At 74.3% G+C, this 13,977-nt stretch carries 12 protein-coding genes; 6 read left to right on the plus strand and 6 right to left on the minus strand.

Annotated features, from left to right (window positions below):
* The 3 genes from NS354_RS00560 to NS354_RS00570 all read right to left on the minus strand — a co-directional run.
* The coding region (locus NS354_RS00560; RefSeq protein ID WP_058592686.1) for a transglutaminase-like domain-containing protein at window positions 1-2,220 on the minus strand (2,220 nt) is incomplete at its 3' end.
* Entirely contained in the window at window positions 2,217-3,455 is a 1,239-nt protein-coding gene (locus tag NS354_RS00565; protein WP_058592687.1) for a DUF58 domain-containing protein, read from the minus strand. The genes NS354_RS00560 and NS354_RS00565, both read right to left, overlap by 4 nt.
* Window positions 3,455-4,447, minus strand: a complete 993-nt coding sequence (locus tag NS354_RS00570) for an AAA family ATPase (protein ID WP_058592688.1) — start codon at window positions 4,445-4,447, stop codon at window positions 3,455-3,457. Before NS354_RS00570 ends, NS354_RS00565 begins: the two co-directional genes overlap by 1 nt.
* Before the next feature lie 210 nt (window positions 4,448-4,657).
* On the opposite strand from NS354_RS00570, the gene NS354_RS00575 reads away from it, so the two are divergent.
* From NS354_RS00575 to NS354_RS00595, 5 genes are all read left to right on the plus strand, one after another.
* Window positions 4,658-6,955 (plus strand): bifunctional alpha,alpha-trehalose-phosphate synthase (UDP-forming)/trehalose-phosphatase, encoded by a 2,298-nt coding sequence (locus NS354_RS00575; protein ID WP_058592689.1) that lies wholly within the window; start codon window positions 4,658-4,660, stop codon window positions 6,953-6,955.
* A 213-nt stretch (window positions 6,956-7,168) separates the two neighbouring features.
* The gene (locus NS354_RS00580) at window positions 7,169-7,642 is read left to right on the plus strand and encodes an SRPBCC family protein (protein ID WP_058592690.1); all 474 of its coding nucleotides are present in this window, start codon (window positions 7,169-7,171) and stop codon (window positions 7,640-7,642) included.
* 43 nt (window positions 7,643-7,685) lie between these two features.
* Entirely contained in the window at window positions 7,686-7,949 is a 264-nt protein-coding gene (locus NS354_RS00585) for a hypothetical protein (RefSeq protein ID WP_058592691.1), read from the plus strand.
* Window positions 7,950-7,951: 2 nt separating this feature from the next.
* Window positions 7,952-9,064, plus strand: a complete 1,113-nt coding sequence (locus tag NS354_RS00590; protein ID WP_058592692.1) for a carboxylate-amine ligase — start codon at window positions 7,952-7,954, stop codon at window positions 9,062-9,064.
* Window positions 9,061-10,074, plus strand: a complete 1,014-nt coding sequence (locus NS354_RS00595) for a DNA topoisomerase IB (protein ID WP_058592693.1) — start codon at window positions 9,061-9,063, stop codon at window positions 10,072-10,074. The genes NS354_RS00590 and NS354_RS00595 overlap by 4 nt, the downstream gene beginning before the upstream one ends.
* A 23-nt stretch (window positions 10,075-10,097) precedes the next feature.
* Here the strand turns inward: NS354_RS00595 and NS354_RS00600 are convergent, their stop codons facing one another.
* A complete protein-coding gene (locus NS354_RS00600) occupies window positions 10,098-10,289 on the minus strand; it encodes a DUF2795 domain-containing protein (RefSeq protein ID WP_010157682.1) in 192 nt (63 codons plus the stop codon).
* A 91-nt stretch (window positions 10,290-10,380) separates the two neighbouring features.
* Entirely contained in the window at window positions 10,381-11,841 is a 1,461-nt protein-coding gene (gene rfaE2, locus NS354_RS00605; protein ID WP_058592694.1) for a D-glycero-beta-D-manno-heptose 1-phosphate adenylyltransferase, read from the minus strand.
* A 122-nt stretch (window positions 11,842-11,963) separates the two neighbouring features.
* On the opposite strand from rfaE2, the gene NS354_RS00610 reads away from it, so the two are divergent.
* Window positions 11,964-13,136 (plus strand): glycosyltransferase family 9 protein, encoded by a 1,173-nt coding sequence (locus NS354_RS00610; RefSeq protein WP_082677820.1) that lies wholly within the window; start codon window positions 11,964-11,966, stop codon window positions 13,134-13,136.
* A gap of 29 nt (window positions 13,137-13,165) precedes the next feature.
* On the opposite strand, the gene NS354_RS00615 is transcribed toward NS354_RS00610, so the two are convergent.
* On the minus strand, window positions 13,166-13,876 hold the full coding sequence (locus tag NS354_RS00615) for an SDR family oxidoreductase (protein WP_010157678.1): 711 nt from the start codon (window positions 13,874-13,876) through the stop codon (window positions 13,166-13,168).
* Window positions 13,877-13,977 lie beyond the last annotated feature (101 nt).

The raw sequence follows: 13,977 nt of genomic DNA on the forward strand, positions 1-13,977 counted from the left end.
GCGGCGCGCGCGGTCGGCGTCGGCGTCGAGCACGTCACGGCCCGGCCCGTACCGCTCCTCGGTCATCGCCTCCGCGAGTGCGTCGGCGTCGGCGGCGGCCGCATCGGGGAGTGCGCCCGTGCTCCGCCAGTGCTCGAGCAGCGCAACCGCGGTCTGCGCGCGCGGAGCGGTCGTGGACCCGGCGCCCGCGCCGAGCCCGAGGTCGGTCACGGTGTCCCGCAGCTCGTCCCAGGCGGCCCCGGCGGGTGCCGGCCCCTGCACGATCGCCCGCAGACGGCGGCGGCGACGCAGCAGACGCCGCGCAGCGGGCGCGCTCGCAGCCAGGATCAGCAGGGCGGCGATCCCGAGCGCGGCGACGGCGAGGGCGGCGACGGGGGTCGCGGTCTCCGCGGAGGTCGCGGGATCCGCGCCGGCCGCCGGCCCGGTGGCGGGATCGTCGACGGGGGTCTCGCTCGGCTGCGCCGGATCCGCGGGCTCGGTCTCGGGCGCCTCGGCGGCATCGGGCGTCTCGCTCGGCTCCGCCCGCGGCGGGCGGTCGCCGTCGGCCTCCAGCCCGGCGCCGCCCGGCGTCGGTTCGAACGCGACCCACCCGACGTCGTCGACGTAGATCTCGGGCCAGGCGTGCAGCTCCCTGCCCAGCACGACGGTGCGCTCGTCGCGTTCGGCACGCGTCGCGTAGCCGACCGCGACCCGGGTCGGCACGCCGAGATGCCGCGCCATCACCGCGAACGTCGCCGCGTAGTGCACGCAGAACCCGCGCCGCGTGTCGAGGAACTCGGTCATCACCGCGTACGGATCGTCGGGGTCGGCACCCGGCTGGTACGGCGCGGCTTCGTCGTAGCCGAATGCGCCGCTGCGGAACCACTCCTGGAGCGCTCGGCCCACCGCGATCCTGCTCGTGCGCCCCTCGGCGGCCTCCGCGGCCGCGGAGGAGACGGATTCTGGCAGCCCGTCGGGGAGCGCGAGGTACGCGGCGACCGGTGAGCCGGGATCGGGCTCCGTGAGAAGCTCTGTGGCCCGCTGCGGCAGGGAGGCGAGCCCGTCGGCCGGCAGCTGGCCGGCGTCGAGCGGCGCCGCCTCGGCGGTGTAGCGGTACCCCCGCCGGGTGATGTCGCGCTCGGTCTGCGCGGTGTTCGCCTCGGCCGACCAGATCCACCGCTCCGCCTGGAAGGCCTCGTCGGCGCCGCTCCGGAGCACGTGCGTGGTCGACTGCGGCAGCGGGAGCCAGGAGCTCAGGAGTCCGTCGATGGTGACGGTGACGGTGCGCGCGGGGGCCGGCGGCGCCGCCTCGGACGCCGTCGGCGGCGCGGTCGCGGCGGATCGGGCCCGGGTGACGTCGGCGCCGTCGGCCGCGAGCTCCTGCTGCGGCTGCCACTGCCCGCCCTCGAACTCGGCGAGCGTCGCGAGCGTGAACCGCAGCGGCCCGGGCGCCGAGCTCGTGAAGCTGAAGGCGGGCGCGCTGCTGCGCTCGCGGAGGTCTTCGGCGAGGGCGAGCGTGACGTCGGGCACGGTGCGCGACACGGGCGACGGGAAGAGCGAATCGTTCCAGACGCGATCCTGCGTCGCGGGGGTGGCGCTCATCGCGCCGAGCGCGAGTGCGGCGGCGACGGCGCCCGACAGCGCCCCGTACCAGCGCGGGGTGCGGGCTCCCGCCGACGCGAGGAGCCCGAGGATCAGCAGCGCGCCGAGCCAGGCGGGGGCGCCAGCCGAGACCCCGGTGACGGCCGCCGGTACGAGCAGCACGAGGGAGACGAGCACTCCGGCGAGCAGCGGCAGTTCGGCGGCGACGAGCACCAGCGCCGTGGCCGCGGCGACGAGCAGCACCACCGCGAGCAGCAGGTCCGTGAGCGGCCCGGAGACGGTGAGCGGGGCGGAGCCGCCGATGATGCGCAGCTGCGCCTGCTCGAAGACGGCGGCGGGATCGACCCACCAGTCTCCGGCGCGCCCGCTCAGGAGCAGGAGCAGCGTCCATGCCGCGAAGCCGGCGGCGAACCCTCCGAGGCCGGCGCGGAGTCCGCGTCGCGGTGAGCGCGCGCGGAGGGCGCAGGCGGTCGCGATGGTGACGCCGACGATGGCGGCCGCCGACGGCCACCAGGCGCCCCATGCGAAGACCCGGGTCAGCGAGCCGAGGACGACGATCCACAGCAGCAGGAGCAGGCCCCCCGCGGGGAGGAGGCGGGCCGCGGGCAGGCGCTCCACCGCGTCGGGCGCGGCGCTCACGGGGCCGCCTCCCGTCGAGCGGTCGGTTCGCGCGGCAGGTGGATCGACCGCCAGCCGGCGGGGAGGGGGTCATCGGGCGCGGCGCCGACGGTGAGGAGCACCCCGCCGACGGGGGAGTCCGCCAGGGCGCTGCGCAGCCGGGAGCCCGCCGTTCCCGTGACGACGACCGCGGGCAGCGGGCCGTCGACGTGCGCGGGATGCGGTGCGGCTTCGAACGCCGGACGCGGCCCACCCGCTCGATCGCCCCTCGTATCGCGGGCGAGCTGCGCGCGGGCGAGCTGCGCGCGGACGAGCTGCGCGCGGGCGAGCGCCCGCAGCAGCGGCTCGGCGGCGTCGCTCGCGACCGGCGGCTGCGGCGGCAGCTGCACCGTGACGAGGTGGCCGGAGCGCGTCCACTCATCGACGACCGCGGTCGCAGCCGACACGGCGATCTCGAACTCGGCCGCCGACCGGTACGCGTCGGCGGTGCAGTCGAGCCGCAGCGCGCGCTCACTGCGCGTGACCGGCTCGGGGAGGTTCACGAGCCACGAGCCCTGCCGTGCACTCTGCTTCCAGTTGATCTGGCGAGACGCGTCGCCTGTGCGGTACTCGCGGAGCGCTCCGCTGCCGACCGCCCCGTCGCCGGTGCCGGAGGCGGCGACGCCGGCGCCCTCGCCGAGCTGCTCGGAGGCTCCCGCATCGAGCAGCTCCGCCGCGCCGGGCAACGGGCGCGGCAGCACGAGCACGGACACCGCAGTGCGCACGAGCGACTCGACCCTGACGAGCCCCAGCGGATCGACGACGCCGACGGCGGCGACCTCGACCTCGAGCGGCCCGCGCGCCGTCGCCGGCCAGGCGCTCGAGGCCACCGCGGGAGACCCGCGTTCGAACACGAGCGGAAGGGTCAGGCCCCGACCGCCGGCGACCCAGCGCACCCGCCCCCGGGCGGCCCAGGGGAGCCGGTGCGCGACGGCCGCGGTGCACTGCACGGTCGAGCCGGCCGGCGGAGCGGGCTCGTCGGCCCGCACCCGCACCTCGAATCGCGCGCGGCCGCCCACGGCCGCCGCGCTGACGAGCGACACCACGACGAGCGCGCCGAGCAGCCACGCGAGATACCACACGTCGCGCAGCCCGACCGCGTACCATCCGACGCCCAGCGCGAACGCGCCGAGCGCGCACGCCCACCCGCGCGGCGTCAAGGCGATCGACCACTCCGCAGTCCCGCGCCCCTCGCGGGCCCCGCTCGCCGACCCCATCACCGCAGCGGCGTTCGAGCGACGATCTCCTCGACGATCTCGGTCGCCGCCCGCGCCGACTCGTCGGCGCGGGCGAAGCGTCCCTGCGGCACGAGCCGATGCGAGAGCACGGTGGCGGCGAGCGACGCGACGTCGTCGGGGGAGACGTAGTCGCGGCCGTGCACCGCCGCACGCGCACGGCTCATGCGGCTCACGTGCACCGAGGCGCGCGGACTCGCCCCGAGCGCGACCCCCGAGTGCGAGCGCGTCGCCCCGACGAGATCGACGATGTACCCGCCGACCTCCGGGGAGAGGTGCACGGCGGCGGCGGCGCGCTGCGCCGCGCGCACCTCGTCGACCGTGGCGACGGCGGGGGCGGCGACGCGGGGATCCCGGTCCGAGGTCGAGAGCAGCATGCGCAGCTCGGACGCGGCATCGGGGTACCCGAGGGAGATGCGCGTCATGAAGCGATCGCGCTGCGCCTCGGGGAGGGCGAACGTGCCCTCCATGTCCTGCGGATTCTGGGTCGCGACCACGACGAAGAGCTCGGGCAGCCGGTGCGTGCTCCCGTCGACGGTGACCGCTCGCTCCTCCATGGCCTCGAGCAGCGCCGACTGCGTCTTCGGCGTGGCCCGGTTCACCTCGTCGCCGATCACGATGTTCGCGAAGATCGGGCCCGGGTGGAACTGGAACCGGCGGCTCTCCTGGTCGTACACGGAGAGGCCCGTCACGTCGGTCGGCAGCATGTCGGAGGTGAACTGGATCCGTCGCGCCTCCGCGCTGATGGAGCGCGCGAGCGCCGTCGCCAGGGTCGTCTTGCCGACCCCCGGGACATCCTCGAGCAGCAGGTGCCCGCCCGCGATCACGGTGGTGATGACGGTTTCGATGACCTCCCGCTGCCCCTGGATGACGTGGGCGAGGGCATCGCCGATGCGCTGCGCGAGATCGCTCGGCGGCACGGCGCGGGGGCGGGCGGCGGGAACCGGGTCGTGCGAGAGTTCGGTCGTCGACATGCTGGCTGCCCTTCGTCGGTTCGCAGTCACCGGCAGCATGCCACACGAACCCGGAGATTGCTGGGTGGCGCCGATTGCCGGGTGGCGCCGATTGCCGGGTGGCGCCGATTGCCGGGTGGCGCCGATTGCCGAGTGGCGCCGCGCTCGTCAAGGGGCAGCAACGGGTCTCGGGCGCTGAGTAGACTGCGAGGGAAGCCGCTGGGAGGTGCGATGACCGGAATGCAGGATTTGACCGGAGGGCGCGAGCTCGTGATGGTGTCGAACCGATTGCCCGTGGACCGGGTGATCGCGGCGGATGGGACGACCTCGTGGCGCACCTCGCCCGGGGGCCTCGTCACCGCGGTCGAGCCGATCGTCGAGCAGCTCGGCTGCGTGTGGGTCGGGTGGGCCGGGAGCGCCGATGAGCACATCGAGCCCTTCGAGATCGGGCGCATGCGGCTCGAACCGGTCGACCTGTCGCGCGACGACGTGGAGCGCTACTACGAGGGGTTCTCGAACGGAACCCTGTGGCCGCTGTACCACGACGTCATCGCCCCGCCCGAGTACCACCGGCACTGGTGGGATCGGTACGTGAAGGTCAACCGCCGGTTCGCCGAGCGCGTCGCCGAGACGGCCGCGCAGGGCGCGGTCGCCTGGATCCACGACTACCAGCTGCAGCTGGTGCCGGCGATGCTGCGCGAGCTCCGCCCGGACCTCACGATCGGCTTCTTCCTGCACATCCCGTTCCCCCCGCGCGGCCTGTTCGAGCAGCTGCCGTGGCGGCGCAGCATCATCCAGGGGCTGCTGGGCGCCGACGTGATCGGCTTCCAGCGGGTTCCCGACGCGATCAGCTTCCGCACCATCGCCGAGCGGTACACGCACACGCAGGCGCTCGGCAACACGATGGTGCTGCCCGCGACGGCCGACGCTCCGGGCCGCACCGTGCTGGCGCAGGAATTCCCCATCTCGATCGATGCGGCGGCGTTCGCCGAGGTGGCGCGCCGCCCCGAGACGCAGCAGCGCGCCCGCGAGATCCGCGCCGAGCTCGGCGACCCGAAGACGGTGATGCTGGGCGTCGACCGCCTCGACTACACGAAGGGCATCCGCCACCGCCTCAAGGCGTTCGACGAGCTGCTCGCCGACGACGAGATCGATGCGTCGGAGATCGTGCTGGTGCAGGTCGCGAGCCCGAGCCGCGAGCAGGTGGATGCGTACCGTCAGCTGCGCAACGAGGTCGAGCTCACCGTCGGGCGCCTGAACGGCGAGCACGGCACCATCGGCCACTCGCCGCTCGTCTACCTGCACCGCGGGTACTCCCGGGAGGAGATGGTCGCCCTGTACCTCGCCGCCGACGTGCTGCTCGTCACTCCGCTGCGGGACGGCATGAATCTGGTGGCGAAGGAGTACGTCGCGTGCCGCGAGGACGAGCAGGGCGTGCTCGTGCTGAGCGAGTTCGCGGGGGCCGCCGACGAGCTGAAGGATGCGCTGCTCGTGAACCCGCACGACATCGAGGGGCTGAAAGCGGCCTTCCTGCGGGCGACCCACATGCCGCAGGAGGAGCAGCGCCGCCGCATGCAGGGGCTGCGGCGCGCCGTGCACGACAACGACGTGGAGCACTGGGCCTCGGGCTTCCTCGGATCGATGACGTCGATCTCGGAGACGCGGGCCGCCGCGCAGGCGAGCGGCACGCCGGAGGGCGCGACGGGCCCCGTGTCGCTGGTGCCCCAGGCGTTCGTGCCGCGCAGCGTGGGAGACCGGCTGCGGCGCATCGCCACCGCGTCGTCGCTGCTCGTGGCCACCGACTTCGACGGCACCATCGCGCCGATCGTGCCCCGCCCGCAGGACGCCCGCATGCTGCCTCGGGCGCGGCAGGCGCTCGAGATGCTGAGCGCCGCTCCGGGGGTGCGCGTCGCGCTGCTGACGGGCCGCTCGCTCGGCGGGCTCGCCGACACCGGTACGGGCGGCGAGGGCTGGATCGTCTCGGGATCGCACGGGTCGGAGCTCACCGGTTTCGACGTCTCGGGCATCACGGGAGGCGCCGGCGGCGAGCCCACGGACGAGGAGTCGGATCGCCTGGACCGCATCACGCGGCGATTCGAGCGGGTGCTCGGGTCGGAGCCGGGGGTGCGCCTCGAGCGCAAGCCCTTCGGCGTGGCGGTGCACACGCGGGAGGTCGCGGATCCCGAGTACGGTCGCGAGCTGCTGGCCGCCGCCGTCGAGTTCGGCGTCGCCGAGGGGCTGCACGTGCGCGAGGGCAAGCAGGTGCGCGAGTTCTCGGTGCGGGCCTCCGACAAGGGGACGGTGCTCCAGAGCATCCGCGACGCGCTGCCCGCGGGCCCCGTGCTCTTCCTCGGCGACGACGTCACCGATGAGGACGCGTTCGCGGTGCTCGGGCCCGACGATCTCGGGATCAAGGTGGGCGAGGGCGAGACGGCCGCCGCAGAACGGATTCCGGATCCCGCCGCAGCGGCGGCGGTGCTCGCGCGTCTCGTGGAGCTGCGCACGGGCATCGTGATCGGATCCGACTGATCCGGCGGGCCGCGGGATCGGATCCGACTGATCCGGCGGGCCGCGGGAGCGGCGTCGGCGAGCCCGGACGGGTGCTGCGGGCCCCGCGGTTACTGATCGACGGCTCCGAAATCAACCCCGCAGACAGCGGGGCGAGCGGAGCAATACGCTCGTGGGCGAATCGATGATCTCCCAGAATCGATTCTCCGACACGACGATGAGGAGTGACCCGAGATGCACACTGTCAGCAGCGACATCGATATCGACCTGCCCGTACGCACCGTCTACAACCAGTGGACGCAGTTCGAGGACTTCCCGGCATTCATGGGCGGCGTCGAAGAGGTGAAGCAGGTCGACGAGACCACGCTCAACTGGCGGGTCACCGTGGGCGGGGTCGAGCGCGACTTCCTCGCGAAGATCACCGAGCAGGTGCCCGACGAGCGCGTCGCCTGGAACAGCGTCTCCGGCCCGTCGCACGCGGGCGTCGTGACGTTCCACCGCCTCGACGAGAACAAGACCCGGGTGCGCCTCCAGCTCGACTGGGAGCCCGAGGGCTTCGTCGAGCACGCCGGCGCCCTGCTGCAGCTCGACGACGCGCAGGTCGCGAAGGACCTCAAGGAATTCGCCCGGCTGCTCGAATCCAACGGGTTCGAGTCGGGCGCGTGGCGCGGATCGGTCGACCGGCCGAGCGACGGCACCGCCGTCTGACCGCGCCGCAGCAGCACCGAAGCACTGAAGAAAGGGGACGGCCATGGCCGAGATGTGGGAGCCGACCGACGAGATCGACGGCGACGAGGACCTGACGGTCACCGATCACCGCGATGAGGATGGGCCGCTCGTGAGCGCCGACGACGAGCAGTCGATCGAGACGACGACCGACGACCCCCGTGAGGCGCTCGAGGAGCTCGGCGAGGACGTCGCGTCCTCCCCGGCCCGTCGGGCGGAGGACACCGAGGTCGATCCGGAGGCCGCCGTGCACGGCGCCGACGATCGCGAATCGGGAGAGGCGCTCTGAGCGTGAGCCGCACCGATTCCGACACGCGCAGCTTCGGCGTCGAGGAGGAGTACCTGCTCCTCGACGCCGAGAGCGGCGCCCCCATCGACCGGGCCGCGCAGATCGTGGCGCGCCGACCCGAGCTCCGACGCGAGGCCGACCGCGAGTTCTTCTCGAGCCAGTTGGAGACGGCCTCGCCCGTGTGCACCGAGGCGGCCGAAGCCGACGCGGCGCTCCGGAGCTTCCGCGACATCGCGGGGGCGGCGGCGCGCGAGGAGGGCGCGGTGCTCGCGGGCACGGGGCTGCCGCCGGTCGGCGGCGAGCAGGCGGGATCGGTGACGCCGAAGGCGCGCTACCGCGAGATCCGCTCGGAGCTGCGGGCGGCCGCGGCGCACCAGTACGTCACCGGTACGCACGTGCACGTCTCCGTGCCGTCGCGGGACGCCGGCACCACGGCCCTGCGCGGTCTCGCGCGCTGGGCGCCCGCGCTGCTCGCCATCACGGCGAACTCGCCGATCTGGTGCGGCGAGGAGACCGGGCTCGCGAGCTGGCGGCACATCAAGAGCATGTCGTGGCCGCTGGCCGGGTACCCGCCGGAGTTCACCTCGGGCGACGAGTACGAGCAGACGGTGGCCCGTCTCGTGGAGACGGGAGTGCTCATCGATCCGGGCATCGTGACGTGGGTCGCACGGCTCTCGGAGCGGTTCCCGACGATCGAGCTGCGCATCGCCGACGCGCAGCTCGACCCCGAGTCGGCCGTGTCGTTCGCGCTGCTCGTGCGCGGCCTCGTCGACCGCGCGCTCGCCGACGCGGAGCGCGGCGTCGCGGAGCAGCGCGCCACGCCGGGGCTCGTGAACGGGGCGATCTGGATGGCGGCTCGGGACGGCCTCTCCACGTCGCTCATCGACCCCGTGCAGGGGACGGCGCAGCCCGCCGCCGCGATGCTCGACGAGATGCTCGCGTACGCCGAGCCCTCGCTGGAGGGCTTCGGCGATGCCGAGCGCGTGCAGCGCTACCTCGGCGACCTCCGCACGCACGGCGGGCCGGCGCAGCGCCAGCTCGCGAGCTTCCGCGAGAACGGCGTCGCCGGTCTGCTGGAGCTCTACCGCGCCGCCGGGGTGCAGGGGGCCCGATGAGCGGGTCGGGCCGCCGGCGCCGCGGCGGCCCGATCACGCGGGAGGTCGACGGCGACGGCTTCGTCTACCGGCGCGACGGGCGCAGGCTGACGGCGGCGAAGGAGATCGCGCGGATCGAGGCGCTCGCGATCCCACCGGCGTGGACCGACGTGCGCATCGCCCGCGGCCCCTCGGCGAAGGTGCTCGCGCGGGGAATCGACGCGGCCGGCCGCACGCAGATGATCTACCACCCCCGCTTCCGGCAGCGGCGGGAGCGCGAGAAGTTCGCCCGCCTGGGCCGCTTCGGCGCCGCGCTCCCGAAGCTCCGAGCCCGCGTGGACCGGGACCTGCGTCGCAAGCGCCTCGGCAGGGAGCGCGTGGTGGCGTGCGTGATCCGCCTCATCGATCTCGAGTTCTTCCGCGTCGGCAACGCGGAGTACGCGGCCAAGCACGGCAGCTACGGCGTCACGACGCTCCGGGAGGAGCACATCGAGGCCACCGGGAGCTCCGTGCGATTCGACTTCGTCGGCAAGAGCGGGAAGCGGCACGCGCGCCGGGTGGCGGACCCCCGCATCGCCCGACTGATCGCGCGGCTCGAAGAGCTGCCCGGAGACGAGGTGTTCCGCTTCTTCGAGGACACGGGAGTGTCGCGGCAGGTGCGCAGCAAGCACGTGAACGCCTACGTCAAACGCGTGATGGGCGAGGAGTTCACCGCCAAGGACTTCCGCACCTGGGGAGGCAGCCGCATGGCGCTCTCCTCGCTGCTCGAGCACGACGAGGACGCGTTCCGCACGCAGAAGCGGGCGGCCGCCGCGACGCGGGAGGCGATCCGCTCGGCGGCGGAGCGGCTCGGCAACACGCCCGCCGTGACGAAGTCGTCGTACATCGACCCGCGGGTGCTCGCGCTCGCGGAGGACCGGGCGGCGCGGGAGCGGTTGCGCAAGGCGCGGAAGAAGATGCGCCCCGGTGAGCACCTGAGCGTCGACGAGCAGTGCCTGCTCGCGCTGCTGGCCCGCCGAGCCCCGCGCTGAGCGCGGAACCCGGCGGCCCGGCCTCAGCGGGCGAGCGCCTCGCTGACCGCGGTGGGGGAGTCGTACGACGTGTCGGCCAGCGCTTCGAGCGCCGACACCACGTCGTTCGGCGCCCCCGAGTCGCGAGCCGCGTCGACCAGCGCCGAGCGGTCGGCGGGGTAGTCGACGCCGCCGAGGTATCGCTGCACCTCGATGGGGTTCTGCGGTTCTGACATGGGATCTCCTTTCCTCTCGAGCCCGGATCGGGAGGGCCCCGAACCGGGTACAGGTCGCGGCCGCTGCGCCGCCGCCGTCATCGCGCCGGCGTCACGCCTCGGCGGTGGTGCGCAGGCGGTCGATGAGTTCGGTGGTGGAGTGATCGGGCACGTAGTCGAGGATCACCACCTCGCCGCCCGCACGTCGCACCTCCGCGGCCTCCTCCAGCATCTCCGGCGTGTAGTCGCCGCCCTTCGCGTACACGTCGGGCCGCAGTTCACGGATCGTTGCGCACGCGGTGTCGTCGTCGAAGACGGTGACGTAGTCGACGCACGACAGCGCTGCCAGCACGTTCGCCCGGTCGCGCACCCCGTTCACGGGGCGCCCCGGGCCCTTCAGCCGTCGGGCGGAGTCGTCGCTGTTCAGCGCCACGACGAGCACGTCGCCCAGTCTGCGGGCCTGCTTCAGCGATGCCGTATGCCCCCGGTGCAGCACGTCGAAGCAGCCGTTGGTGAACACGATGCGGTCGCCCGCGCGCCGGTGCACGTCGAGGCGCTCCGCGAGATCCGCCACGGAGACCTGGGGGTCCGGGGCCGCCGACGCCCGCAGCTCCAGCTCGTCCAGCGAGCACCGGCACGTTCCGGTGCGCTCCACCGCGATGTCAGCCGCGAGCTGCGCGAGATCGACGGCCCGGGGGAGGGCGCACCCCGCGGCCCGGGCCACCGACAGCGCCGAGACGAACACATCGCCCGCCCCCGACGCCTGCTGCTCGGGAGCCGCATGCGCCCGAGTGCGATGCGGCGGGGCGTCAGGGGTGAGCAGCACGGTGCCCGTGCGGTCGAGCGTGACCACGACCGACTGCGCACCGCTGCGGCGCCGGAGCGCGTCGCCCGCGGCGATGGCGGCGTCCACGCGATCCTCACCCGAGCCGAGGCGCTCCCCGAGCAGCCGCTCCGTCTCGCCCGCGTTGGGCGTGATCACGTCGGGGCGGAGTGCGGCCCACCGCGCCGGGTCGTGCGCGTCGACGACGATCAGGGCAGCGCGGGGCAGGGCCGCGAGCGCGGCGATCATCGTATCGTCGAGCAGCGCCGCGCCGTAGTCGCAGATCACGAGGGCGTCGCACTCGGCGAGCGCCTCGGCGAGGTCGTCGAGCAGCTGCTGCCGCACCCGATCGGGCCACGGCTCGCGCTGGGTGTCGTCGAGCCGGATGAGCACCTGGTCGGCGACCGACACGCGCGCCTTCGTCGTGGTGCGCGCGCCCGCGACGCGCTGCAGCGCCCGCACGTCGACGTCGGCCTCCGTCAGGCGCTCGCGCAGCCGATCGCCCGGCTCATCGGCCCCGATCGCGCCGAAGGCGCGCACGCGGGCGCCGAGCGCGGAGAGATTGCGGGCGGTGTTCGCCGCGCCGCCCGGCAGGTCGGAGGCGCCCGCGAGCTCCACCACGGGCGCCGGTGCCTCGCGCGCCACGCGATCGACCGTGCCGTGCCACCAGCGATCGAGCAGGAAGTCGCCGAGCACCGCGATGCGGGGCTGCTGCGCGCGAATGCGGGCGATGCTGTCGAGCGGAGTCATGATGACCGCCTTTCGGGGAGAGTGACGACCGGTCCGTTTGAGATCGGCCGGAAGCGGGCAGAAGAAGAGGAGGCGCGCTGCGCGCCGAACGCCGCACACGCACTGACGCACTGGAGGACCCCATGCCGCACGACCCGCGACCCGCCCCCGAGACGATCCCGTCCGCCGAGGCGGCGGAACCGGTCGAGCGGCGGCCGATGGTGGCCCCTCCCGGCGAGCGGCTCGCCGACGTGCGCAGGATCGCGGTGCTGCGGGGCGGCGGCATCGGCGATCTGCTGTTCGCGCTGCCCGCGATCACGGCGCTCGCCGCGGCCTACCCCGACGCCGAGGTGACGCTCCTCGGTGCGCCCGCCGCGCGGCTGCTCGACGGGCGCGCCGGAGCCCCGCATCGCATCGTGGAGCTGCCCGTAGCGCCCGGAGTGCACGAACCGCGCGGAGCCGAGAGCGATCCGGCTGCGGTGGAGCGCTTCCTCGCGGAGCAGCGAGCGGAGGGGTACGACCTGGTCGCGCAGATGCACGGCGGCGGACGCTTCTCGAACCCCTTCGCCGCGGCGCTCGGGGCGCGCTGCACGATCGGCACGCGCACCGACGATGCGCTCGCGCTCGACCGCTCGCTGCCGTACGTCTACTTCCAGCACGAGGTGATGCGCTGGCTCGAGGTCGCGGGGCTCGTCGGGGCGCCGCCCGTCGACCTGGAGCCCCGCGTGCTCGTGACCCCCGAGGAGCTCGAGCACGGCCGCGAACGGCTCGGGGCGGCCCCGCGCACCGTCGTGGTGCATCCTGGAGCCACGGACCCGCGCAGGCGGTGGCCCGTCGAGCGATTCGCGGCCGTGGCCGCCGAGCTGACGCGGGCCGGGGCGCGGGTCGCGGTGATCGGCGACGACTCCGAGCGTGCGCTCGCCGACGCGTTCGCGGCGGGCGTGCTCGCCGCGGGCGCCGCCGAGCCGCTCAACCTCGCGGGTGAGCTGCCGTTCGGCGAACTGCCCGGTCTGCTCGCCGCCGCCGACCTCTGCATCGCGAACGACAGCGGCCCGCGCCATCTCGCGCAGGCGGTGGGCACCGCCACCGCGTCCGTCTTCTGGTGCGGGAACCTGCTCAACGCCGGGCCCCTGGGCCGCGGGCGGCACCGCGCGCAGCTCTCGTGGACCACTCACTGCCCGGTGTGCGGGCGGAACAGCACACAGGTGGGGTGGACGGCTCCGAGGTGCGAGCACGACCTCTCGTTCGTCACCGATGTCGGCGTCGAAGCGGTGCTCGCGGATGCGCGAGCACTGCTCGAGGCGCACGCGGGCTGACGCGCGCGCGGGCGCCTCGATCCGGTCGGTCACGGCCATGACGGCTCGTCCTCGGGCGCGATGACGAGTTCGCGCACCTCCGAGCGGGGCGGCTGCTGCAGGGCGAAGAGCACGGCGCGGGCGACGTTCGCGGGATCGTTGAGCTGCGCGTCGGCGGCGGGGCGGTACTGCTGGGGGCGGTCGTCGAAGAACGACGTCTGCATGCCCGCCGGAATGAGGGTCGTGACGCCGAGGCGCCCCGACGTCTCGGCCGCCAGCGCGCGTGAGAACCCGAGCACGCCGAACTTCGAGGCGCAGTACGCGGTGGCCTCGGGGAGGGCGCGCAGCGCCAGCGACGACGCGATCGTCACCACGCGCCCGTGCACTCGCTCGAGGTGGGGCAGTGCGGCGCGCACCGTGGACACGGTGCCGAGCAGGTTCACGCCGATCACGCGCTCCCACTCGTCGGCTGCGACGTCCTCCAGCCGGCCGCACCGGTCGATGCCCGCCGCGGTGACGACCGCATCGATGCCGCCGAGCTCCTCGGCGACCGCTGCGACGGCGCGTTCGACCTGCGCTCGGTCGGAGACGTCGGCTTCCTGGGCGACCGCGCGATCGTGCCACGCGCTCACGTCGAGGTCGACGATCGCCGGGGTGCCCCCGGCCTCGAGCACGGCATGGGCGACAGCGGCGCCGAGGCCGGAGCTGCCGCCCGTGATGAGGACGCGGCCGAGCGGAGTGGGAGTGGTCGAGAGGGTCATCGAGGGTCCTTTCTCAGGGGGATTCGCGAAGCTGCGGCGAGGTCCGCGCAGCGGGTCTTCGGGGGCCCGGCGAGCGTCGCGTGCGCGTGCCCGCCGGGCCG

It is taken from the genome of Leucobacter chromiiresistens (genome assembly GCF_001477055.1).
GTDB classification, from domain to species: domain Bacteria; phylum Actinomycetota; class Actinomycetes; order Actinomycetales; family Microbacteriaceae; genus Leucobacter; species Leucobacter chromiiresistens_A.

Bases quoted from the DNA above. Each gene is read 5' to 3' on its own strand.
- NS354_RS00565 (WP_058592687.1), bottom strand. From the start codon at position 3,455: ATGGGGTCGGCGAGCGGGGCCCGCGAGGGGCGCGGGACTGCGGAGTGG.
- NS354_RS00570 (WP_058592688.1), bottom strand. From the start codon at position 4,447: ATGTCGACGACCGAACTCTCGCACGACCCGGTTCCCGCCGCCCGCCCC.
- NS354_RS00575 (WP_058592689.1), top strand. From the start codon at position 4,658: ATGACCGGAATGCAGGATTTGACCGGAGGGCGCGAGCTCGTGATGGTG.
- NS354_RS00580 (WP_058592690.1), top strand. From the start codon at position 7,169: ATGCACACTGTCAGCAGCGACATCGATATCGACCTGCCCGTACGCACC.
- NS354_RS00585 (WP_058592691.1), top strand. From the start codon at position 7,686: ATGGCCGAGATGTGGGAGCCGACCGACGAGATCGACGGCGACGAGGAC.
- NS354_RS00595 (WP_058592693.1), top strand. From the start codon at position 9,061: ATGAGCGGGTCGGGCCGCCGGCGCCGCGGCGGCCCGATCACGCGGGAG.
- NS354_RS00600 (WP_010157682.1), bottom strand. From the start codon at position 10,289: ATGTCAGAACCGCAGAACCCCATCGAGGTGCAGCGATACCTCGGCGGC.
- rfaE2 (WP_058592694.1), bottom strand. From the start codon at position 11,841: ATGACTCCGCTCGACAGCATCGCCCGCATTCGCGCGCAGCAGCCCCGC.
- NS354_RS00610 (WP_082677820.1), top strand. From the start codon at position 11,964: ATGCCGCACGACCCGCGACCCGCCCCCGAGACGATCCCGTCCGCCGAG.
- NS354_RS00615 (WP_010157678.1), bottom strand. From the start codon at position 13,876: ATGACCCTCTCGACCACTCCCACTCCGCTCGGCCGCGTCCTCATCACG.